Genomic DNA, 22,449 nt, shown 5'->3' with positions numbered 1-22,449 from the left:
GATTTTGGGATCATCCATGCTGCTCTGGCTCAGGCAATACCGGCGTCCTCTGTTGGCCGGAGACATTACTGCCGGTATCGTCGTCGCCATGATGATGGTGCCGCAAGGCATGGCTTATGCCCTGGTGGCGGGCTTGCCGCCCGTGGTGGGCATCTACGCCAGCATCCTGCCGCCCGTGCTGTACGCCTTGTTCGGCAGCAGCATGACGCAATCGGTGGGCCCGATGGCCATCGTTTCCCTGATGACGGCCGCCGCCCTGGCGCCGCTGGCCGACCCCGGTTCCTCCCTGTATATCGTGCTGGCCGCCCAGCTGGCCTTCATCAGCGGCCTCGTCCTGCTGCTGTGCGGCGTGCTGCGCCTGGGTTTCATGGCCAGTTTTTTGTCGCGTCCCGTGATCAGCGGTTTCAGCAATGGCGCCGCGATCCTGATCATCTGGGGCCAGATCACGCCGCTCCTGGGCGCGACGCTTCCCCACTGGCATACGCCCAGCCTCGTGCTGGGACTCTCCGGCCTGCTGTTCCTGTGGCTGGCCAAGCGCTATCTGTCGCGCCTGCTGCAGCGCTGCGGTTTGAACCAGGTGGCGGCCGACGTGGGCGCGCGCCTGGCGCCGATGGCGCTGGTGCTGGCCGGCATCGCGTTGGTCGCCTATGGCGGCCTGGAAGCGATGGGCGTGCAGACGACGGGCCACGTGCCCAGCGGCTTGCCCGGCCTGAACCTGGCCACCTCGAGCGCCCATTGGCGCACCTTGCTGTCGCCGGCGCTGCTGATCGCCTTCATCATCTTCCTGATGAGCATGTCCGCCGCCCAGACCCTGGCGCAAAAACGGGGAGAAAAGCTGCATACGAACCGCGAACTGCTGGGCCTGGGCGCGGCCAATGTGGCCAGCGCGCTGTCGGGCGGCTTCCCCGTCACGGGCTCCATTTCGCGCTCGGCCGTCAATTTCCAGGCGGGCGCCAACACCCCCTTGGCCAGCATCATCACGGCTGGGTTACTGGCGCTGGCGCTGGTGGCGCCCACGGGCTGGCTGGCCCTGCTGCCGCTGCCCGTGCTGGCGGCTACCATCATCTTTGCCGTGTCCAGCCTGCTGGACTGGGATACCTTAAAACTGTCTTGGCGCTACGACCGCAGCGATGCGCTGGCGCTGCTGGCGACCACGGCCGGCGTGCTGGTGCTGGGCGTGGAAGCGGGCGTCGTGATCGGCGTGCTGTTGTCGATGGGCACCCTGATCTGGCGCGCCAGCCGCCCGCATATCGCCGTGCTGGGGCGTATCCCGAATAGCGAGCACTTCCGCAACGTGGAGCGCTATGAAGCGCAAACCCTGCCCGAGGTCTTGCTGCTGCGCATCGATGCGGGCTTGTTCTTCGGCAACGTCGAAGCCGTCACGGAAAGGGTGGAAGACGAGTTGCGGGGCCACCCGACGGCGCGCCACCTGGTGCTGGTGCTGTCGGCCGTCAACCAGATCGACAGCACGGCCTTGCTGGGCTTGATCGAACTCAACAGCACGCTGAGCAAGCGCAGCATCAGCCTGAACCTGGCCGAAGTGAAGGGCCCCGTGATGGACCGCCTGCGCCAGAGCAGCCTGCTGCACGACCTCAGCGGCAAGCTGTATCTGAGCACGGCGCTGGCCATGGATGACTTGAACGGAGAAAAAGCATGACGATGGAACTGAATCTGCATGGCGAGCCACGTGTGGTCGATAGCGTGCCCGCGCTGGAGCAGACGCTGCTGGACGCGCGTGCGCTGGCCCAGTGCGAACTGTGGCTGACCTTGGCCACGGATGCCGAGCAGGGTCCAGCCCTGTGCATGCTGCGCAATGGCGGTAATGCCTGGCTGATGTATCTGTCGGGACAGGACGAGCTGAGCTTTCACTCCTTGGGCGACGAGGAGGAAACGGGGGAATGCAGCTACCTGCTGTCCAATGGCCAGGTGGATGTGTATCCGGAAGCGTGGTGCGTGGATGTGGAACAATGCCAGCAGGCTTTCATCGCATTCTTCAAGACAGGCGGCGCGCGGCCGGCCGGCATTGCGTGGGAAGCGGATTGAGATGCTGCAAACCACGCAAACCATCATCGCCGAGATCGACAAGGATTTGCTGGCCGCGCTGGACGCCAGGGCAGGTTTGCTCACGCTGCGCGCCATCTTGCTGCGCTACAAGGCCAGCGGCGTGACGGCGGACCAGGTGGCCGCCTTGCTGCAGGAATTGCGCCCAGCCACGCAGGAGGGGCCGCTGGAAGACGTGATACTGGATGCCCTCGACATGGTGACGGGCTGGTGTACGCCGCAGCTGCGGGTATGGGACGGGGTAGGGGAAAACCGTGCATCCTGAAAAGTTCAAGCAGGTGATGGGCCTGCTGTCCGGCGAACGCCATGCGTACTTTGTGCGCAAGGTGGCCGATACGCAAGAAGTGTGGGGCTTGTATCATGCAGGCTGGGCCACGGCGCAAGCCCATGGCTACGTCGCCATCCCATTCTGGCCGGAAGCCGCATTTGCGCAAGCGTGCGCCAGCGGCGACTGGGAACATTTCCAGCCACGCGCCATCGCGCTTGGTGATTTCCTGAGCAAGTGGCTGCCTGGCATGGCAAGCAATGGCCAGCTGGCTTCCGTGTTTCCCGTGCCGCAAGGCGGTGCCAGCATCGCGGCACCGGCTGATTTACTGAGAGATATGCGACATGAGTCAGAGCAATATGAATGAGGGCAAGGAACGCCTCGACGCCTGGTACGACGGCTCGGCCATCTGCCTGATCGCCGTCGGCGCGCAGGGCGACCCGCTGGACCTGGGCGACGACGAAGTGCGCGCCCTGATCGCGAAGCTGCAGCAATGCCTGGCCGAGTCCGAAGCTGCGGCTACAAAAGATTGACGGCTCAGGCGGCCTCCAGCGCCTTTTCCATCGCCACGCTGGCCAGGCTGATGCCGCTGGGGTGCGCATACGCTTCCTCGCGCAAGGCCGTAAAGCCGGCCGCCGCGTAAAACGGCACGGCGTTCAGCGACGCGGACAGGTGCAGGCGCGCAATGCCGCGCCTGCGCGCCAGGTCTTCCAGCGCCGCCAGCAGGCGCTTGCCGATGCCGAGTCCCGCGCGCGCGGGATCCACAAAGACAGCGTCTACTTCATGTTTATCTACATCCAGCATGGCGTAGCCGGCAATGGCCTCGCCCTGCATCGCCACGATGCCGCCACCCGCAGCCAGCATGGCGGCATACGCTGGCGGTACAGGCGAGGCCGTCCACACAGTAATTTGCTCCGGCGCATAATGCGTGGCGCAACCGACGCGCACGGCCACCGTGCGCAAGGCCCACAGGGCGTCGATGTCAAGGGGCAGGGCGGGGCGCAGGATGATGGGCATGGAAGCTTTCCGGGCAAAAGGATCATGCTAGCGCAATGGCCGGCATGGCGCCAGCATGAGCTGATCCAGCTGTCACTGCGCCGGCTTGTCGGGATCGATATAGTACGAACCCGGCGGCGCACCCGGCACTTTCACCCGGAACTTCAAGCCGGACAGCAGCTTGTCCCACAAGGCGATGGCCTCTTCGTCGGTCAGTGACGCGGCTTCGGCGGCGCCGACCATGTTGTGGGCGACTTTGGTGTACATCTTGACTTCCAGCACAGACGGATTTGCGATGTCTTTCGGCTTGCCTACCAATGCCCATTCAAAATCATGGACACCATCGGTACGCCGTATCAGCGACTCTTCGCCTTTCCAGTGTTGAACAGTGCGCTTGCCTTCGCGCAGCAAGGTGCGCTTGGGATAGTTATTGCCTTGCATTTTTTTTGCGTCTTGTATGCGATTGAGTAGTGATAATTCCCCACGCAACCTTGATTCAAATTCTGCCGGCGGGTAGTCGCCGTATGCATCCTTATTTGAGCTGATGGAGAAAGTAACATCTGGCAAGCTGGGTAAATAAATACCTACGTCGTCTATTTCTTGATATTTATACTGATTTTCACTTATGAATCCATGCTCTACGCAAAGGCCTGGCGTGACAGGAATTTCTTCAGTAGCACGCAAACGCAGATTTTTTGCTTGAAGGAATTGTCTTTCCGCTGTTGCTCTTTCGGTGTCGCCATTATCTACTGCGTCGCCTATGGCAAATATGAAATCCCCTTTGTTGATTAAGGTTCGATAAATTATGAAATTGTCTTCTTTGGCTGATTTGCTATTGTAGTATCGCAGTTGCCAACTGTTTTCTATTGGGCCATTTCCATTATAAATAATTTCAGGGGAAATATTCAAAGATCGTATTTTTTTTAGGTCAATCTCTGCTTGGTATTTTAAGGATTCAGGTCCTCCTTTAAATAGTTCAACTTCAGAATTTCCGATTATTAACTCTGCCTCGTTTGGTAGATTTAATAAATATCTTCCAAAGCAAAGTTTTTTTGTTTTTTGAAATAAATTTTCTATTTTTTTTATTGGTGTTGTGCTTGTATGCATTTTATTTTCCTCATGTTTTTTACTCGGCATTGTTTCATTTGCCATTGTTTTTGATGTTAGTGCAATTATTGCAATAATGAGAATTTTTTTATAATTTAGCATGATCATTTCCATTCTGCTTTTTTGGCAATCTGCACAATTGAATAGAGCATAGATGCCAGGACATGTGGATGAGAGTAGCTATTTTGATGTTCATATCCATTTTCAGATTTAGCGCCATGGGAAAATTTTTCCCCAGGTATGTGTTTTGCTGAGCGATCCGATGGGACAGTTTCATCGCCAGTAGAATTTGGTGGTTGTAATTTCAGTTTCAAAACACGTGTTCCTGCTTGTACAGTAAGGTTGCCTTTTGCATCGTCAGTCAATAGCTGCCATTTATTTGGTGATGGTATAATTTTTTCTAGGTCGGATGAGTTTTTAATTTCCAAACCCTCGGTAACTTTGAAAGTGATTTCCCCATAGCTTAAGAATTCTTTTGAGGCGCAATAGCTTGCATATGTATTCGGATGAAATATTTGTTCTATTTCTTTTAATAATTCTGATGCATCTTTCAATCGTCGCATGACATTGTTGATACCTCCCCCTTTTTTTGGCGGAATATTTGCAGGGTTCACCCAGGAAGGATTTATCATCCTCCACCAAGCATTTGCAGGTTGTAAGTAGATACTTTCCACCGCACTATCCTTACCTCGTGGCCAGCTCCAAAGTAATTTATCTGTTGCATCAACAACCTTGATCCATTCTTGACCATATGCCATGCTTGGCAACATTTCTAATGGTGCAGGTGCATTTGCGAGAATTGCGGTGGCGTGTTCACCATCAATGCCAAGAATTTTGGCTTCGAGAGTATTAATTGGGCCACTCTTTTCCTTAAAACCGAAACGCATGCGTTTGTATGCACTGGCGGCTCCTAAGGTAGGCATCACATTATGATATATTCCAAGTATTTTTACACTTGTATCATTAAGCATATTTCCATATCTAGGATGCATTAAGGCTCGGGCGAGCAGACCTCCCATGCTATGTGTGACGAGAATGACCTCACTGCATTTGAAGCCGCATTTTTGATAGCCTATTACTATGCCACGTATGCGTTTGGCAATAACAATAGCGGTAATGGCATTGCTCTGCAGAAAGTTGTATCCTAACGCATGAACCGGATACCAGCATGGGGAAATTTTTAGCATGTCCGAAGTGTTAATTGGTGCTCCGGATGAACCGCCAAATTCTTTTGGATCTTTTATAAGAAGCTTGGCCACAGACGGATAGGCTTGTTGGCCATATGAATATCTGCCAGTGGATTGATCGGACGGGTCAATTTTCCAGTGAGGTAAAACTTGCCCTTTTTTTGTTATATTATTCATGAAAAATTCTGTTTTTTGAAGCATTTCGCCATACGCGCCGGCGAAAAGAACTTCGCTCCATCCACGCCACCGTGCAATATGTGCTGGCGTTTCACGTATTTCACGGGGAATGAATTTTCCAGCTATACCAGGTTTCTGAATTGCATCTACCTGAGCATTTTTTTTAGAACTAACAGAAATCAATGGGGGAACACCAAGAAAATCGTCAGGAACGTTGTTATGACGGGCGTCAGATCCTTTGGTTACGTCTCCACCAGGGAAAAAGCGTTCATTTTCGATAGAATATTGATAGTACTCAACTTCAGTTTCATTTGGATCAAAGACCAATTGTCGATCTCTGGGGGATGCTCCCCTAAACCAACCACCTAAACCACTACCGGTTGCAACCGCCAAATTACCAGATTTGTCGATCATGTCATCTGGCCTCCATGATCTGTTATCCGGTCGCTTCAGATCGTCTTGACGTTGTTTTGTCATTCTTAAATTGCTACCCATAACGCCGGGTAAAAATATAATCGGTATGATTTTTCTGGGCGGAATCGTGACGTCATGACGAATCGTATCTTCTATTTCCGTCATATGAACGGTGTATTCAGCCCACCCGCCGACAGTTTGCCGAAACTCGCCTTGGTGATTGCCATGTTCATTCAAATCGTTATCGTCACTCATGGCAATTCTCCTTTGTAACGTATCGTATAACTGTCCATACCATCTCCCTTTTGTAATGGCGTCAGCCCGTCAGCGCCGCTTTTTTCGCTAATAATGTTGCCGTCGTCACGTATGAGTTCAAAGGCGATATCGGGTGCAGGTTTCCCGTCCACTTCCAGCAAGCGGACGGCCTGATCAAAACGGGTTACGGGCCTCTCATTGAATTCCTGCGATACGCTCTTCGGGGCCAATGTTTCCAGGTTGCCGTTGAAGAGCACAGGGGAAGAGGTGAAGAATTGCACCTTGTCGCTGATTTCCAGCATGTGGTTGGCGCCGTGCAGGCGTATGCCTTTCTTGCCCTTGATGTTGACCCAGTCCGCTTCGCTGATCAGTGACAGCACTTTCTGAGCGAGGATTTCCACTTCGTCGCTGTGCGCCTGGATGGATACCTTGCCGCTGGCGGCGATCAGTTTCATGCCGGCCTTGTGCACGAACAGGCTGAAGGTGTTGGCGATGCTGGCAAACATGCTGTCGCCGCTGGCGAGTGAAATATGCTTGCTGCTGCTGAGCGCCACATGCTCGCTGGCGGCCAGGTGCATGGACTGGGCCGTGCTCAGCTCGATGCCTGCCGGGCTCGCCAGCAGCAGATGCGCTTCGGACAGCTCGGGAAAATCGCCGCCGGCGCCCTTGATCGCGGCGTTTTGCCGCTGGATGGACTCGGCGACGGCGCCCTGTTGTGCTGCGCTGTCCTGCGCACCCGCGTCAACTGCCATGCCGGCCAAGCCTTGCTGCAGCTGGCGTGCCTGCGCCAGGCGGGCCTGTGTTTCGTCGAGCTGCTTGACTGATCCCGTTCCTGTTGATGTTTCTGTGGTGATCAGCATGCCTTTGGCTGCGCGCAAGGCGCCCCAGGCGTTGCTGGCCAATTCAAAGCCCACGCCGCGCGCTTCCTTGCGGCCGGCGTTGTCGTCGATGCGGGTGATGTTGCCCAATGACAGACGACTATCCTGGTGCTCGCTGCGCAGCTGCGCCTGGATCGCGCCCTTGGTATCGTCGAGCACGAGATGGTTGGCGCTGCGGGCGCCCAGCTCGCGGCTGCGCAAGCCGGACAGGGCGCGCTGCTGCGGCAGCTGCCAAGGCGGCGGATTGGCGCTGTTGTAGACCACGCCGATGACGATGGGATGGTCGATATTGCCGTCCTGGAATTGCACGACGACTTCCTGGCCCACGCGCGGCAAGGCGATCTGTCCCATTTGCGGACCCGCCATCGGCATCATGACTCTTATCCATGGCGAGCTGCGCTCATCGAATGCACCCAGGCGGTCCCAGTGAAATTGCAGGCGGATGCGTCCCAGTGCATCGGTATGGATTTCCTCTCCGGCAGGCCCGACCACCAGCGCCGTCTGCACCCCGGCAACCACGCACGGCGTGCTGTTATAGCCGCGTCCCGGGCGCCAGCGGATGTCCCGGCGCACACACACCAGTTTGTTCGCATAGTGCGAGGGCGCGCTGGGGCCAATCTGATAATTATTGCTGGCGCTATGCTCGGCTGACAAAATCAGGTACTCGCGTTCCGCGATGCTGTCCGGGCGCTCCTGGCCAGGCTGATAGCGTTTTTCCTCGGCGCTGAAATGGCCATCGAGCCGGAAACAAAGGCCGGGCTGCGCGCCACGGTGATTGCCTGCCGCCTCGAAATACTGGCGCAAATGGTCGCTTTCTTCCATGCGGCGCTGTGCCAGAGACTCCCCATCATCGACATTCTTATAACCATAGGCGCCCGTGTTTTCGTACAGTTCGTGGGCAAATACATCACCCTGGCGATTCAGGGAGTAGCCGCTGGCAAGGCGTGGCTGGGGATTTTTATAGTCGAAACTGGCCAAGGTGAGCTGCCCGGAGCCGATCCGGCGCACGGCTTGCCATTGTTGCAAGCCATCGTCTTCCATGGAGCTCGACTCGGAGTGGAAGCGCATGGCGCCGTCGCCGGCCGCCGTGGCGACCATGTCAGCCAGGGTGGTATTGTCCGCGAGCCACAGCGTATGGCCATCGGCGCGGTGTTCGTACCAGTAATGCCAGCCCAGCGCCTCCCAGCGCCGGTGCAGGTGGTTGTAGTCGGTTTCATTGTGCTGATTGGCGCAGGTGATTTGCGGGTCGTCGCCGTGGATGCTGGTTTTCCAGTCGCGCTGTTCGTAGTGGGCAAAGGTCGTTTCGGTCAGCTGCATCACGCTTTGGCCATGAAAGGACACATTGTCCTGGCGCAGCCGGGCGAAGGCCAGCCATGGTTGCAGCACCATGCGGTACCACGCGAAGCCGCCGTCGGCGCGCAGCAGGCAAAACTCGCCCACATAGCCGTTAAAGTGGCGCAACGTGCCATCGTCGCGCACCATGGAAATGGTCGCCATGCGGCCCAGCATGGACTTGAGCGCGATGTGCGCATCATCGGACAGCAGTTCGGCCTCGAAACGGAAGTCGCGCGACACCTCTTCCGTGCCGCTCAGCGAATTGACCAGCAGGATGGCGCCACCTGGTCCATCTGCATGGGGGAAGTCGATTTTCAGCAGGCGCCGTTCTTGCGCGGCGAGGTCGAAAGCCGACAGTGCCGCCTGGATGCTTGCATGCATGGCCTGCCTCCGTTAAAGCGATGTGATCAGATGAGCGCCACAGGCGGTGGCATCGCCGTCATAGGCGTAGGGCTTGCCCATGTGTTTTGCGCCGGCGCCATCGGGCGTGATGGCAAAGCTGCCCTTGCACTTGGGGCAGAACGTGGTGTCATCGGCCAGCGCCGCCGTCTTCCCCATCACGGTAGTGCCGGATGATGCGCTGGTGACCTTGCCGCCGTGATCGGTTGCGTCTCCAAGCCGGATGACGCCGCGTCCCGCATGTTTCATGCTTGCCTCGCTTTCCATGGATGAACTGCTCAAGCCAGCTGCAGCAGATAACGCACTTCCGCGCCGCGGACCTTGTTTTGTGCTGTCTGCAAGAACGTCGTCCAGCCCAGGCGCCGTCTTTCTGACGGGTTGGCGCTCAGGAGCAGGGGGGTAATACATGGCGGACTCAGTATCAGCCGCACTTCATATTGCAAGTCCGGTACGCCAAACAGCGCCAGCATCTTTGCCAGCGCCGCCGCGCCTGCGCTGCGCGGCAGGAAGCGTTGCAGGCCAGCGGGATCGAGCGGGCCGATATGCAGGCAGACGCGCATGTCCTGGCGCCACAGCCGCAGGCCAAGCGTTGCGCCGCGCGCCAGGGTAAAGTTGACGCTGCCGAGCAGGCTGCGGCGGTTTCTTTCCAGATAGTCCCAGCCACCGACAAATTGCTGCACGGTGACGGGGACGCCGCAGTATTCGGCCAGCACGGGCCCAATCGCCTGCGCGGAGACGGGGCGGCAGCGCAGCAGACCCGCGTACCAGGCCGCGACGTCCTGCGTCACGGCATCAGCTTCACCGCCCGGCGGCAGCGCCGCGCGCCGCACGCCGGCCAGCGCCATCAGCAAGGGCAGTTGTACATCCGTGGCCTGGGTCTGCAGCGTGGATTCCAGTCGATACTTTTCCCACGCCTGGTAATACAGCGTGAGCATGCGGTGCGAAAAGATATCGAGAAAGGCCGAGACGCCGGCGTCTTTGCTCGACAAGCGGTAGGCGGCGATGCGCTCCGAGTGGTGCAAGGGCAAGGTGCCGCCGACGCCCAGAAAACGCATGAACGTGGGTATCAGGGTCAGCTGTTCATTCTCGTTGAGCGAGAGCTGTTCGATTTCACTGGCGGGAAAACTCAGCGACAAGCTGTTCTTGAAGCGCAACACCTGGCCGAAGGCTTGCACATGGGATACGTTCTGACTACGTAGCCAGCACAGCAGGATACGCACCGCCTGCACGAACTGGTAGCGGTAGGGCTCGGTCAGCAAGTGCTGCATTACACCAGATTCTGCAGGCCGCTTCTTGGTTTGCATCGGATCAGCTCCTCTCCGCTTTGCCCTGACAGCACCACCAGTTCGATGAAACTGTTGATTTGCACATACAGCCCAAGGAAGTGATCGATCACCTGCACAAACAGGTGCATGCTGGTACCGACGAACGCCTCCTCGTCAAGCGTGATGCGCACTTCCACGCCATGCGCCAGCGAGGTGCCGCGCTTGTGCCGCAGCCATGTCGTGGTCGGCGAATGCGCCAGCGCGACGATGCCGCCGATCTGGCGTTGCGAGCTTGCCGATTGAGACTGGTCATACAGCGTCAGCATTTCGCGCAGCGCCGGCAGACCATCCTGGACCAGCGCGTGATGATTCAGCGTCAGGTGCGAAATCAGGCGCCAGTGCAGGCCCGCGCCCTGTGAAAAGCGCCGCGGCTGGCTGGGGCGTCGCAGCATGTGCAGTGCGGGTCCGCCGCCGCACGGTTGCAAGTCTCCTTGCGGCTGGCCGTATTTGAGCGATAGCGGAAGGTCACGGTTGCTGCACGTCAGCGACAGCGACAAGCTGGCTTTTTCGTTGATCAAGGGATTGAAGTCGCTGTCGACCAGCGTGATTTTCTTTTCGTGGCCAGGACTGTTGATGGCCAAAGCCATGTCGTGGCGCACGACCCAGTAGTGTCCTTGTTGCGCCGTACCTTCGCCATGGCGCAGGCTGTACAGTGGGCGAAATTCGGTCAGCGTGCTTTCGCCTCCCCGTTGGCGCAGCAAACGCACCGCATCGACAGTGACGACTTCGTAGCCATGGGCATGGGTAGCATGGGCCAGCACGGAGTAGTCGGTTTTCTGCTGGGTGACGGCGATCGGCACGCCTTCCTGGCGGAAGAGATTGACGGCAGGACTGCAGCCCAGCCTCAAGTTGTCGCTGGAAATGCTGGACAGCATGCGCGCAGCAGCGCAATCGGGACGCAAACCGGCCATGCACAGATGCAGGGTAAAGCGCTGGCAACCAGGCGGCAGGGCCGCACTCAGCGCCGCGATATCGATGTCGAAGAAATTGAATTTTTCCGGATACGCAAAATATTCGCTCAGGATGCGGTAGGCCGGCTGCGAGCGGGCACCGAACGGTATCAAGGCATCCGTGTCGGCGAAGCCGACGGGCGTCAACGGCACGGCGGGTAACGCCATCCATTGCACCGCGTCGATGGACACAAAAGCGCAGACTGCATGCAGGAACAAGGCATCGCGCAAGGCGGCGGAAAAAGAAGCCTCGCCATCGATGAAGACGCGCAGTGACGCGGGCGCCGCGTCGAGATGCCGGATGCCAATGTTCAGCGAGGAACTGGCTGATGCGGGCAGGCGCACGCCTGGCGGCGGCTTGATCATCGCATCGAAAACCGTGCTTTCCAGTACCGATGCGCCTGTCGTCATGGCGTAGACCGTCTGGAAGCGGCAGCGCACGCCGCGCACAGGCGTGGCGTCCATTTCGCTGCCGGCCGGCAGGTGCGCTACACCCGTTCCAGCCGCTGGGGCGCACTGGTGCACGATGGTGCACGATGGAAATGGACGCAGATAATGCGGGAACAGGGCTTCGAACAGGGCTTCGGTAAATTGCGGATAGTCGTCATCGAGCCGTTTCGAGATGCGTGCCGCCAGCATGGCCACCGATTCGATCAAGTGTTCGATGTGCGGATCTTCGCAAGACTCGCCGGACATGTGCAATTTGCCGGCGATTCTCGGATAGCGTTCGGCAAACTCACGGCAATGTCGCCGCAGCATCACCAGCTCGCGTTCGAAATACGGCAGCAAGTCCTCCATCTCTCTTTTCCTGTGTTTTGGCGGCGGAATGGCCAGTATCCGAGCGTTTGCTCCAAGGTAAATTGCGTTTGCGCAATAATTGAGCAGGGTTGCTGCGCAACATCAAGGACTTTCAAGCTGGCAACATCAGACTGGCAAGGCAGCATGATTCCAACGGTCAATATGGAGAACGCCATGACATTGCCATCCAAATTACTGTGGTCCGAGGGGCTGGCCATCGGCCCCCAGCAATTCCAGCAGCTGGACCGCTACCATGAAGCGCGCCTGCAACGTCTGGCCTCACTCATCAATCCACATTTATGGGGCGTGCATGGTGTCAGCTGGAATGCGGATGCACTGGCCAACAATAGCCTGCGGGCGGACGCCATGTCGCTCGTCTTTCAGGATGGCGAACTGTTTGACGCGCCGCTTGGCGATGTCTTGCCCGGTGCGGTTGACCTGTCCAAGCTGCCTTCCAGCGAACATAGTTTTACGTTTTATGCCGCGCTGCCCGCGCTGCAGGCACACGGCGGCAATGTGAGCGCTGCCGGCGCGCGCTATGTCCAGGCCGATATCGAAACCCCGGATCTGTACAGCGAGGCAGTCAGCATCGATGTGGCTTACCTGAAGAAACGCGTGTATCTGCTGTCGCAACTGGATCCCCTGAACGATTACCTTGCCATTCCGGTGATCCGTTTGTATCGCGCCGGCAATGGCGGCTTTGAAATCGATGCCTCCTTCATTGCGCCGGGCCTGAGCGTCAGCGCCGAGCCTTCGCTGCAGAAAATGCTCGAGTCGCTGATTGACCGCATGGGCGCGAAAATCGAGGCGCTGTACAGCCGCCATCGTCAGCCGGGCAAAAATACGGTGGAATTTCATGGCGGGGATGTTTCTTCGTTCTGGATGCTCAACACCTTGAGCACGGCCAGCGCCACGCTCAGTCATTGCGCCAGTTACCGGTACCACCACCCCGTATATTTGTTTGAAAAATTGATGGCATTGGCTGGTGGCTTGATGACGTTTTCGAAAAAATACACATTGAACGACTTGCCGGCGTATTGTCACGACGACGCGGCTCCCGGTTTCGGCAAGCTCGATGGCATCATTCGCGACCTGATCGATACGGTGCTGCTGTCGCGTTACTTCCCGATTGCATTGTCCAACGACACGCAACAGAACACCCACTATCACGGCTTGCTCGATGCCAAGCGGATTGACCGCCAGACCGAACTCTGTCTTGCTGTCAACGCCGATATGCCGGCGCTGGAACTGGTTGCCACGGTGCCGTTGCAGTTCAAAATATCCTCTCCGGACAATATCGAACTATTGCTTGGCCGGGCACTTCCGGGGGCCGAGTTGCGCCATATGGCCCAGGTTCCTTCAGAAGTGCCGGTGCGGCCCAATACGTATTACTTTTCGATCGACAACAAAGGCAGTATTTATGACAGCATGATCAAGGCCCAGGCGATTGCGATTTATGTGCCATCCGGGATAAAAGGGCTGAAGCTGGAACTGTTCGGTATCAGTGGCGCCGCCGCGCAATGATGGTGGGTGTTGCGAGCGGGTTTCTTGTCAAAAGATTGCCCTAAGCAATAGACTTGCCCCTGCAGTTGACGTTATCATGTTTTTGTAAGTGTCGGTGGCTGAGCAGTCGGCGCCTGGTTGAAACATGGTGACAGCGAGAGTAAGCATGGGCATGGCGAATGATGCGTGATGTGCCTGGCGGCGGGATGGGCAGGGCAGCGGTGCGCCGCTGTGGCCGCGCATTGCTGCTGGCGTTGTGTGTTGCCGCGGCCCCTGCCGCCGTGCCGGCTGCGACGCCGGCCACTGCGGCGCCGCACCAGGGGCAACGCGTGCTGTTTCTCAACGCTTACGATTACGGCCGCGCCGGCGTGGAATCGTACACGCGCACCTATGTGGCCGCCATGGCCGCCGCGGGCTTGGCCAGCGAAGACATCATGGTCGAGCACCTGAACCTGAACACCCAGGGCGACCCGGCGCTGCGCAACGAGATGCGGGATTTGTTGCTTTTAAGATACACGCAGATGATGGGGCGCAAGGCCGACCTGATCATCGCCATGCAGCAGCCGGCGCTCGATTTTTTGCTGTCCGACCTGGCGCCGCTGGCGCGCGGCGTGCCTGTGCTGGCGATTAACACCTCTGGCAAGGCTTTGCCGGCCGGCAGCCCGCTGGCCATCTGGCAGCAAAAGGCAAACGTCGATTTTCCCGGTACCCTGGCGCAAGCGATGGCGCTGTTCCCGGAAACGAAAACCATCGTCATGGCCGTCGGCGCCAGCGAGGCCGACCAGGCCTTGAAGCGCGGCATGCAGCAGGCGGCGCAGGCGTGGCAGGGCAAGGTGGCCATGCGCTATCTCGATGACCTGACCCTGGAGCAGATGCGCGTGGCCGTGGCGCACCTGCCCGCCGATACGCTGCTGGTGGCGGGTAACGTCAACCGCGACGTGGACGGCGCCATCGCCACGCCGGTGCAGTTTGCCGGTGAACTGGCGCGGCTGGCGAATGTGCCCGCCTTCGGCATGTACAACACGAACGTGGGAAAAGGCATCATCGGCGGCTCCATCCTGCACATCGAAGGCGCCGCGCAGCAGGTGGCGCAGATGTCGCTGGCCGTGTTGGCCGGCAAGGCGCCTGCCGCGCCGGGCGCCTTGCTGCCACCCGTCCGGCCGGTGCCCATGTATGACTGGGAACAGCTGCAGCGCTGGGATGCGGACTTCAGCCGGCTGCCGCCGCAGACCCTGTTCTTCAACCGCCCGCCGCAGCTGTGGCACGAACACCGCGTCGCCGTGCTGTCGGTTGGCGCCGTGTTTCTCGCCATGGCGTGCATGCTGAGCGCCCTGCTGCTGCAGCGCCGCCGCCTGCGCCGCGCCGAGAGCGACGCGCGCGAAAGCGAGCAGCGCTTCCGCATTCTCGTCGAACATGCGCCCGAAGCCATCGTCGTGTACGACCTGGACCTGGACCGCTTCATCGATGCCAACAGCAGCGCGCAGCGCATGCTGGGCATGTCGCGCGAAGCGCTGCTGGCGCGTGGACCGTTCGACCTGTACACGGGCGAGCAGCCCGATGGCCTGCCGCTGGGACTGATGATGGAAGAGCATCTGCGCCGCGCCATGCTCGGTGAACCGATCCTCGTTGAACGCAATGTGCGGCGTGCCGACGGCAGCATCTTCCCCTGCGAAGTGCGGCTGGTGCGCTTGCCGATGGAAGGGCGGCGCCTGGTGCGCAGCGGCATCGTCGACATTTCCGAGCGCAAGCACAGCGAGCAGGAGCTGCTCGGCTACCGCGACCACCTGGAAGAACTGGTGCAGCAGCGCACGGCGGCTCTGTCGGTGGCCGTCACCGAGGCCGAATCGGCGAACCGCGCAAAAAGCGTTTTCCTCGCCAACATGAGCCACGAATTGCGCACGCCCTTGAATTCCGTGATCGGCTTTTCGCAGATGATGGCCGATTCGAGCAGCATGTTCGAGGAAGAAAAGCATAACCTGGCCATCATCAACCGCGCCGGCCACCATTTGCTGACCTTGATCAACGATATCCTGGAATTGTCGAAAATCGAGGCGGGCCGCATGCAGCTGCAGGCGGGTCCCGTCGACTTGAACGGCTTGCTCGACGAGGTGCTCGAAATGGTGCGCATGCGCTCCGGCGATCAGGGCATCGCGCTGCGGATCGAACGTTCCGGCGTGCCGCCGCTGGTGCGCCTCGATGGCGCCAAGCTGCGCCAGGTGCTGCTCAATTTGCTGTCGAACGCGCTCAAGTTCATCGAGCAGGGCAGCGTGACCTTGTCGCTGGCGTGCCAGGCGGACGGCGACGGGCAAGTGGCGCTGGCGTTTGCCGTGCGCGATACGGGCAGCGGCATCGCGCAAGACGACCTGGAACGCATCTTTGAACCGTTCGTGCAGGCCGACAGCGCCGTGGCGCAGGCCGGCACGGGACTGGGGCTGACCATTTCGCGCGAATTCGTGCGCCTGATGGGCGGCGAGCTGCGCGTCGAATCGACCCTGGGGACGGGCTCCGTGTTCCACTTCGACTTGCGCGCGCCCTGCGTGCAATGCCCTGCCGCCGCGCCGCTGGCGCCGGGCCGCGTGGCGCGCCTGCCGCCGGGCCAGCGCGGGCGCACGGTGCTGCTGGTCGACGATGACGACAACTGCCGCAAGCTGCTGGCCGGCTTGCTGGCGCCGCTGGGCTTCCAGCTGCAGGAAGCGGCGGGTGGCGTGCAGGCGCAAGCCATGCTGGCGGCGCAGCGCTACGACATCGTGCTCAGCGACTGGCGCATGCCGGACATGGACGGCCTGGCGCTGACGCGCTGGCTGCGCGCGCAGCCGGCGCTGGTGCAGCCGCGCCTGGTGATCATGACCGCTTCCGCCTTCGAGGAAGAAAAGCAGGAGGCGCTGGCGGCCGGCGCCGACGGCTTCCTGCGCAAGCCGATCGAGCAGGAACACCTGTTCGCCATACTGGAGCAGCAACTGGGCGTGCGCTTCCAGCGCACCGGCGCCATGCCGCCGCGCGTGCCGTCCGTCGCCTTTGACCTGCAGCACTCGCTGGGTCAGCTGGGCGCGGACGAGCGTCAGGCGCTGCTCGAATCCGTGCAAGCCCTCGACTTGCGGCGCAGCGCCATCGTGCTGGCCGGCGTGGCGACCAGCCTGCCGCAGCTGGCCGCGCATGTCGGCGCCATGCTGGAACAGCATCAGTATCAGCCGCTGTGCGCCTTGCTGGCGCAGCTGGCCAGTGAGCCGCAGGGCGAAGACGCATGACGATGCAGGCATTCAGAGTCGCGCGCCTGGGCGGCGTGTCCATCGTGCTGGCCGTCAGCGTGGCCTTGACCTTCGTCGTCACCGCGCTGCTGCTGGTCTTTGCCGTGCTGTTTTACCAGTCAGAACGCGAGCAGCGCTGGCAGCAGCTGCATCGCAGCCTGGCCGTGAGCGCGGACCAGCTGGCCGTGGCCATCGAACTGCCCTTGTGGAATCTCGATGAAAAGCAGATGCAGGCCATCATGCGCAGCATGCTGGGCAAGCGCGACCTGGTGGCCAGTTCCCTGACGCCGGGCATCGGCAAGGAAGCGCTGGTCCTGCGCCGCACCGCGAGCGGCGCCATCGACAGCTTTTCCTCGCTGTCCGCCGAACCGGGCTGGCTGGTACAGCGGCGCCCCGTGACGATGGGCGGACAAGTCATCGGCAGCGTGGCCGTGTATGCGACGCCGGCCCTGCTGCACGCGCAGCTGCGGCAGCGCGCGCTGGGCATCGGCGCCATGATCGTGGCGCTCGACGTGATCCTGGTGGCCAGCATCTGGCTGCTCATGTGGTGTCTGATGCTCAAGCCCCTGAAGGCGATCGGCCAGTATGCGGCCGGCGTCCAGGCGGGGCAGGGCGAAGCATTCGGCACGCCGCCGAAAGCGTGGTTCCTGGGCGAACTGCGCACCTTGTACCGCTCCATCCGCGACATGGTGGCGCTGCTCGACAGCCGCTACCGCGCCTTGCAGCGCAGCGAGGAGCGCGTGCAGATGGCCACCGGCGCGGCCAGCATCGGCATCTGGGACTGGAACGTCATCAACGATGCCTTGCAGTGGGATGAACAGATGTACGCGCAGTTCAAGGCCGATGCCGACAGCACGGTGGCGCCGGCGGCGATCTGGCGCGCGGCGCTGGTGCCGGACGACGTGCCGGCCGCGAAAGAGGCCCTGCGCGCCGCGCTGGACGCCGGCCAGGCCTTCACGCACGAGTACCGCATCCTGTGGCCCGATGGCGCCATCCGCTACATCAAGGCCGACGCCGTGATCTTCCGCGACGGGCGGGGCCAGCCCATGCGCCTGGTGGGCTCGAACTACGACATCACGGCGCACCGCGAGGCCGAACTGGAACTGCTGCGTCACCGGCATCACCTGGAAGAACTGGTGGCCGAGCGCACGAGCGCCCTGTCGGTGGCCGTCAGCCAGGCGCAGGCGGCGAACCGCGCCAAGAGCACCTTCCTGGCGAACATGAGCCATGAGCTGCGCACGCCCTTGAATTCCGTGATCGGCTTTTCGCGCCTGATGGCCGCCTCGCCCAACATGCAGGACGATGAAAAGCGCAACCTGGCCATCATCCACCGCTCCGGCAATCATTTGCTCACCCTGATCAATGAAATCCTCGACCTGTCGAAGGGCGAGGCGGGGCGCCTGCACGCGCAGACGGCCGTGGTGGCGCTGGCGCCCCTGCTGCAGGAAGTGATGGACATGCTGGGCATGCGCGCCGAGCAGCAGGGGCTGGCCCTGCGCCTCGATTGCGCGGGCTTGCCGGCGGCCGTGGTGCTCGACGCGACGCGCTTGCGCCAGGTGCTGTTGAATTTGATGTCGAACGCCGTCAAGTTCGCCGGCGGCGGCGAGGTCGCCTTGCGCGTGCGCGGCGAGCGGCGCGATGGCGGGCTATGGATGCTGTCGTTCGCCGTCAGCGACACGGGCATCGGCATCGCCCCGGAAGACCAGCAGCGCATTTTCGAGCCCTTCGTGCAGGCCGACAGCGCGGGACCGAAGGATGGCACGGGTCTGGGCCTGGCCATCTCGCGCGAATTCGTGCAATTGATGAAAGGCGAACTGACGGTCGAATCGATGCCGGGGCAGGGCGCCACCTTCCGTTTCAGCATACCCGCGCAGGCGGCCGAGGCGCCCGTGCAGGTGTCCGTGCCGTTGCCAGTGGCGCCGGCGCCCGAGGCGCCGCCGGTACTGCGGGCGCAAGACTTGCTGCTGCTGGCCGGGGAAGAGCGCGCGGCCTTGCTGGTGGCGCTGCGCGAATTGAACCTGGCCAGGGTGGCGCTGCTGCTGGGCGCCTTGCCGCCGGTGGCGGCGCCCGTGCTGGCGCCGCTGCAAGCCATGCTTGACCAGCATCAGTACCGCCAGCTGTGCGACTTGCTGGAGAGTGAGGGCGCGCTGGCGCCCGCTTGAAAAGTGTGGGCTGACAACATCGGATTCGCTGAAAAGACGGACTAAGTGGCGCCGATGGATGGTGCTAAATTGCAATAAAGATTATGATGATAGTACGTAGTTCATCGCAAAGAAATGTCTTGTCCAGCGCGGCAGCCGACCGCCGCGCCTCATCCAAAGCTGAGAGAACTGCTACATGCACCGCGATTTTTCGGAAGTGAACTCTAAGGGCGAAGTACTGATCGTTGAAGATACGCCGGCTTCACTGAAACTGTTGAGCGATTTGCTGGGCGGCGCCGGTTATGCCGTGCGCCAGGCGCCAAACGGCGAACTGGCCCTGTGGACGGCCCAGGCGCGTCCGCCGGAGCTGATCCTGCTCGACGTGCGCATGCCGGGCCTCGACGGCTTTGAAGTGTGTCGCCGCCTGAAAGAGATACCGTCGCTGCGCCAGGTGCCGGTGATCTTCCTGTCGGCCCAGTACGATACGGACGACAAGGTGCGCGGCTTCGCGCTGGGCGCCGTCGATTTCATCGCCAAGCCCTTCCAGGCCGAGGAAATCCTGGCCCGCACCGACGCCCACGTGCGCCTGGCGCGCGCGCAGCTGCAGCTGGCGCAGGAACGCGCCAACCTGGAACGCAGGGTGGCCGAACGCACGGCCGAACTGGAGCAGGTGGCCAGCACCCTGGCGCGCGAAGTGCAGATCCGCCGCGCCAATGAAGAATTGCTGCGCCTGTCGGGCCAGGTCTTCGAAGCGACCCAGGACGCCATCCTGATCACCGATGCGGCCGGCGTCATCGTCACGGCCAATCCCGCTTTTACCCGCATCACCGGCTACGCGGCGCAGGAAGTGGTGGGCACGGACATCATGCGCCTGCACGCCGAATACACGGGCGAAGCGGTGCTGCTGGCCCTGCGCCAGGGCTTGCGCAGCAGCGGCTGCTGGTCGGGCGAGGTGCAGACGCGGCGCAAGAGCGGCGACACCTATCCCTGCCTGCTCAGCGTCTCCACCGTGCACGGCCCCGACGGCGCCGTCGTCAACTACATCGGCGTCTTCCTCGACATCAGCGAGCGCAAGGCCGAGCAGCATCTGATCGATTTCCTCTCCTACCACGACGCGCTGACCGGTTTGCCGAACCGCGTGCTGCTGCGCGAGCGCTTTGAACAGGCGCGCGCGAACGCGCAGCGCGACGGCCAGCAGGTGGTGCTGATGTGCCTCGACCTGGACCGCTTCAAGAACATCAACGATTCGCACGGCCAGGCCGTGGGCGACAAGGCGCTGCAAGTGGTGGCGCGTTTCCTGTCCGGCTGCGTGCGCGAGGGCGACACGGTGGTGCGCCAGGGCGGCGACGAATTCCAGATCCTGCTGCAGGACGACGCCCTGCTGGGGCGCACCCTGGGCCTGGCGCAAACCATCCTGGCCGGCTTGCGCGAAGAGCTCAGCGTCGATGGCGAGCGCCTGGCGCTGACGACCAGCATCGGCATCGCCATGTGTCCGGCCGACGGCGACAGCCTCGACGACGTGCTGCGCCACGCCGATACGGCCCTGGTGCGCGCCAAGGAAATGGGGCGCGACCATTACGCCTTCTTCACGGAGCGCATGGGCAGCGATATCCGCGCCCGGCTGGCGATGCAGCAGCAGCTGCGCGGCGCCATCGGCCGCGATGAATTCGAAGTGCACTACCAGCCGCAGATGTGCTTGCGCACGGGCGCCTTGCTGGGCGCGGAAGCCCTGCTGCGCTGGGATAATCCGGTGCTGGGCAAGGTGCCGCCGGGCCTGTTCATCGCGCTGGCCGAGGAATACGGCTTGATCACGGCCATCGGCGAATGGGTGCTCGAAAGCGTGTGCGCGCAAATCCGCGCCTGGCACGACGCGGGCCTGGGCAGCGTCAAGGTGGCCGTCAACCTGTCCGGCAAGCAGTTCGCGCAGGACCGCACGGTGCCTTTCGTCGAGGCGGCCTTGCGCAAATACGGCATCGCGCCCGCCTGCCTCGGCATCGAGATCACGGAAAGCACGGTGATGGGCGACCCGGACAAGGCCGTGGCGGCCCTCACGCGCCTGAAGGATATCGGCGTGGGCATTTCGCTCGACGACTTCGGCACCGGCTATTCCAGCCTCGGCTACCTGAAGCGTTTTCCCATCGACGTGCTGAAGATCGACAAATCCTTCGTCGACGACGTCACCACCAGCAGCAGCGATGCGGCCATCGCCCGTTCCGTCATCTCGCTGGCGCACAACCTCGACATGCGCGTCATCGCCGAAGGCGTGGAAACGCGCGCACAGGTCGACTTCCTGACGGAACACGGCTGCGATGAAATGCAGGGCTATTACTTCAGCCGCCCCCTGGCCGCCGAAGCCTTCACGGCCCTGCTGCGTGAACGGCGTACGCTGGCCGTGGCGTAAGAGACAGGCACTGCGGTGCGGCCGATGCACCATGCCGGTGCGTCCGCTGCAGCGCGGTGCATGATTCTCACTTTTCCTTCCCTTGACGCTGGCATATATCCTGCTTAGGTAATCGCTTATTTACGCGATTGCCCCGCATGCCAGATAGCACCCTTCCAGTCACGCCTTTATCAGCCAGCGCCCACGGCGCCTGGCAGGCGCATTTGCGCCTGGGCTTTGCGCTGCACGATGGCGTCAGCCGCCTCGTCGAGCGCACGCACAGCGGCCCCCTGCGCGTACAAAAGCCCCTGTATCCGGAAGGCGACGCCGTCTGCCACGCCATCATCATCCATCCACCGGGCGGCGTGGTGGGCGGCGACCAGTTGGCCGTCGACGCCACGCTGGGCGAGGGCGCGCGCGCCTTGCTCACGTCGCCGGGCGCCGCCAAATGGTACCGCGCCAACGGCCATGTCTCGGGCCAGCACATCGTGCTGCGCGCCGGTAGCGGCGCCGCCATCGAGTGGCTGCCGCAGGAAAGCATCTTCTTCGACCAGGCCTGCGTGCGCCTGCGCCACGAGGTGGAGCTGGCGCCGGACGCCAGCTACATCGGCTGCGACATCGTCTGCCTGGGCCGCAGCGCCTCGGGCGAAATTTTCAATACGGGCAGCATCAGCCAGCAGGTGCGGATCCGCCGCGGCGGCAAGCTGCTGTGGTGGGAGCAGGGCGTGCTGGCGGCCGGCGGCGCGCTGATGGCCAGCCCGCTGGGCCTGGGGGGACACACCGTGTGCGCCACCCTGATCGCCATCGGCACACCCATTTCTGCCGCCGTGCTGGCGGCCGTGCGCGAGATCGCCGTGCCGGCCGGCGCCGCGTTTGGCGCCACGCACATGAAGTCACTGGTGGTGGTGCGCCTGCTGTGCGGCGACAGCGAGGCGGCACGCCGCGTCATGCTGGCCGCCTGGCAGCTGCTGCGCCCCGCCATGCTGGGACGCGACGCCGTCGTGCCCCGCATCTGGAACACTTGAACAGGAAA

Annotated in this window: 17 protein-coding genes; 10 read left to right on the top strand and 7 right to left on the bottom strand. The window is 61.4% G+C overall.

Annotated elements, in window-relative coordinates; genetic code table 11:
- The first annotated feature begins 16 nt into the window (after positions 1 to 16).
- From KO539_RS00490 to KO539_RS00470, 5 genes are read left to right on the top strand one after another with little or no spacing between them, the layout of a single operon-like run.
- A complete protein-coding gene (locus KO539_RS00490; RefSeq protein ID WP_219306881.1) occupies positions 17 to 1,657 on the top strand; it encodes a SulP family inorganic anion transporter in 1,641 nt (546 codons plus the stop codon).
- Positions 1,654 to 2,043, top strand: coding sequence for an Imm1 family immunity protein (locus KO539_RS00485; protein ID WP_219306880.1), 390 nt, complete (start codon positions 1,654 to 1,656; stop codon positions 2,041 to 2,043). The genes KO539_RS00490 and KO539_RS00485 overlap by 4 nt, the downstream gene beginning before the upstream one ends.
- Position 2,044: 1 nt before the next feature.
- Positions 2,045 to 2,326 (top strand): hypothetical protein, encoded by a 282-nt coding sequence (locus KO539_RS00480; RefSeq protein WP_099400594.1) that lies wholly within the window; start codon positions 2,045 to 2,047, stop codon positions 2,324 to 2,326.
- Entirely contained in the window at positions 2,316 to 2,693 is a 378-nt protein-coding gene (locus tag KO539_RS00475; RefSeq protein WP_219306879.1) for a DUF2750 domain-containing protein, read from the top strand. Before KO539_RS00480 ends, KO539_RS00475 begins: the two co-directional genes overlap by 11 nt.
- Positions 2,671 to 2,859, top strand: coding sequence for a hypothetical protein (locus KO539_RS00470; protein WP_176388517.1), 189 nt, complete (start codon positions 2,671 to 2,673; stop codon positions 2,857 to 2,859). Before KO539_RS00475 ends, KO539_RS00470 begins: the two co-directional genes overlap by 23 nt.
- A 4-nt stretch (positions 2,860 to 2,863) precedes the next feature.
- Here the strand turns inward: KO539_RS00470 and KO539_RS00465 are convergent, their stop codons facing one another.
- The 7 genes from KO539_RS00465 to tssF all read right to left on the bottom strand — a co-directional run bounded on the left by KO539_RS00465 (position 2,864) and on the right by tssF (position 12,147).
- Positions 2,864 to 3,343 (bottom strand): GNAT family N-acetyltransferase, encoded by a 480-nt coding sequence (locus KO539_RS00465; RefSeq protein WP_219306878.1) that lies wholly within the window; start codon positions 3,341 to 3,343, stop codon positions 2,864 to 2,866.
- Positions 3,344 to 3,415: 72 nt separating this feature from the next.
- Positions 3,416 to 4,531 carry a T6SS immunity protein Tli4 family protein gene (locus KO539_RS30055; protein ID WP_257626059.1) on the bottom strand — a complete coding sequence of 372 codons (1,116 nt, stop codon included), beginning with the start codon at positions 4,529 to 4,531 and terminating at the stop codon, positions 3,416 to 3,418.
- A gap of 2 nt (positions 4,532 to 4,533) precedes the next feature.
- The gene (locus KO539_RS00455) at positions 4,534 to 6,462 is read right to left on the bottom strand and encodes a triacylglycerol lipase (protein WP_219306877.1); all 1,929 of its coding nucleotides are present in this window, start codon (positions 6,460 to 6,462) and stop codon (positions 4,534 to 4,536) included.
- On the bottom strand, positions 6,459 to 9,056 hold the full coding sequence (locus KO539_RS00450) for a type VI secretion system Vgr family protein (protein WP_219306876.1): 2,598 nt from the start codon (positions 9,054 to 9,056) through the stop codon (positions 6,459 to 6,461). The genes KO539_RS00455 and KO539_RS00450 overlap by 4 nt, the downstream gene beginning before the upstream one ends.
- Positions 9,057 to 9,068: 12 nt before the next feature.
- A complete protein-coding gene (locus tag KO539_RS00445; protein WP_374106303.1) occupies positions 9,069 to 9,356 on the bottom strand; it encodes a PAAR domain-containing protein in 288 nt (95 codons plus the stop codon).
- Complete coding sequence (gene tssG, locus KO539_RS00440; protein ID WP_219306875.1) at positions 9,353 to 10,342, bottom strand: type VI secretion system baseplate subunit TssG; 990 nt, start codon at positions 10,340 to 10,342, stop codon at positions 9,353 to 9,355. Before tssG ends, KO539_RS00445 begins: the two co-directional genes overlap by 4 nt.
- The gene (gene tssF / locus KO539_RS00435; RefSeq protein WP_219306874.1) at positions 10,342 to 12,147 is read right to left on the bottom strand and encodes a type VI secretion system baseplate subunit TssF; all 1,806 of its coding nucleotides are present in this window, start codon (positions 12,145 to 12,147) and stop codon (positions 10,342 to 10,344) included. The genes tssG and tssF overlap by 1 nt, the downstream gene beginning before the upstream one ends.
- 144 nt (positions 12,148 to 12,291) lie before the next feature.
- Here tssF and tssK point away from each other — a divergent pair, with 144 nt between their 5' ends.
- The 5 genes from tssK to KO539_RS00410 all read left to right on the top strand — a co-directional run bounded on the left by tssK (position 12,292) and on the right by KO539_RS00410 (position 22,441).
- Entirely contained in the window at positions 12,292 to 13,671 is a 1,380-nt protein-coding gene (gene tssK / locus KO539_RS00430) for a type VI secretion system baseplate subunit TssK (protein WP_307788985.1), read from the top strand.
- A 158-nt stretch (positions 13,672 to 13,829) separates the two neighbouring features.
- A complete protein-coding gene (locus KO539_RS00425) occupies positions 13,830 to 16,895 on the top strand; it encodes a PAS domain-containing hybrid sensor histidine kinase/response regulator (protein WP_219306873.1) in 3,066 nt (1,021 codons plus the stop codon).
- Positions 16,892 to 19,057, top strand: a complete 2,166-nt coding sequence (locus KO539_RS00420; RefSeq protein WP_219306872.1) for a HAMP domain-containing sensor histidine kinase — start codon at positions 16,892 to 16,894, stop codon at positions 19,055 to 19,057. The genes KO539_RS00425 and KO539_RS00420 overlap by 4 nt, the downstream gene beginning before the upstream one ends.
- Positions 19,058 to 19,232: 175 nt before the next feature.
- A complete protein-coding gene (locus tag KO539_RS00415) occupies positions 19,233 to 21,437 on the top strand; it encodes a GGDEF domain-containing response regulator (protein WP_176388525.1) in 2,205 nt (734 codons plus the stop codon).
- Between the two features lie 137 nt (positions 21,438 to 21,574).
- The gene (locus KO539_RS00410) at positions 21,575 to 22,441 is read left to right on the top strand and encodes an urease accessory protein UreD (protein WP_219306871.1); all 867 of its coding nucleotides are present in this window, start codon (positions 21,575 to 21,577) and stop codon (positions 22,439 to 22,441) included.
- Positions 22,442 to 22,449: the final 8 nt, after the last annotated feature.

The sequence above is a fragment of the Janthinobacterium sp. NKUCC06_STL genome (genome assembly GCF_019345455.1).
Lineage (GTDB): Bacteria > Pseudomonadota > Gammaproteobacteria > Burkholderiales > Burkholderiaceae_D > Janthinobacterium > Janthinobacterium rivuli.
This window is presented reverse-complemented; position numbering and strand designations above follow the sequence as displayed.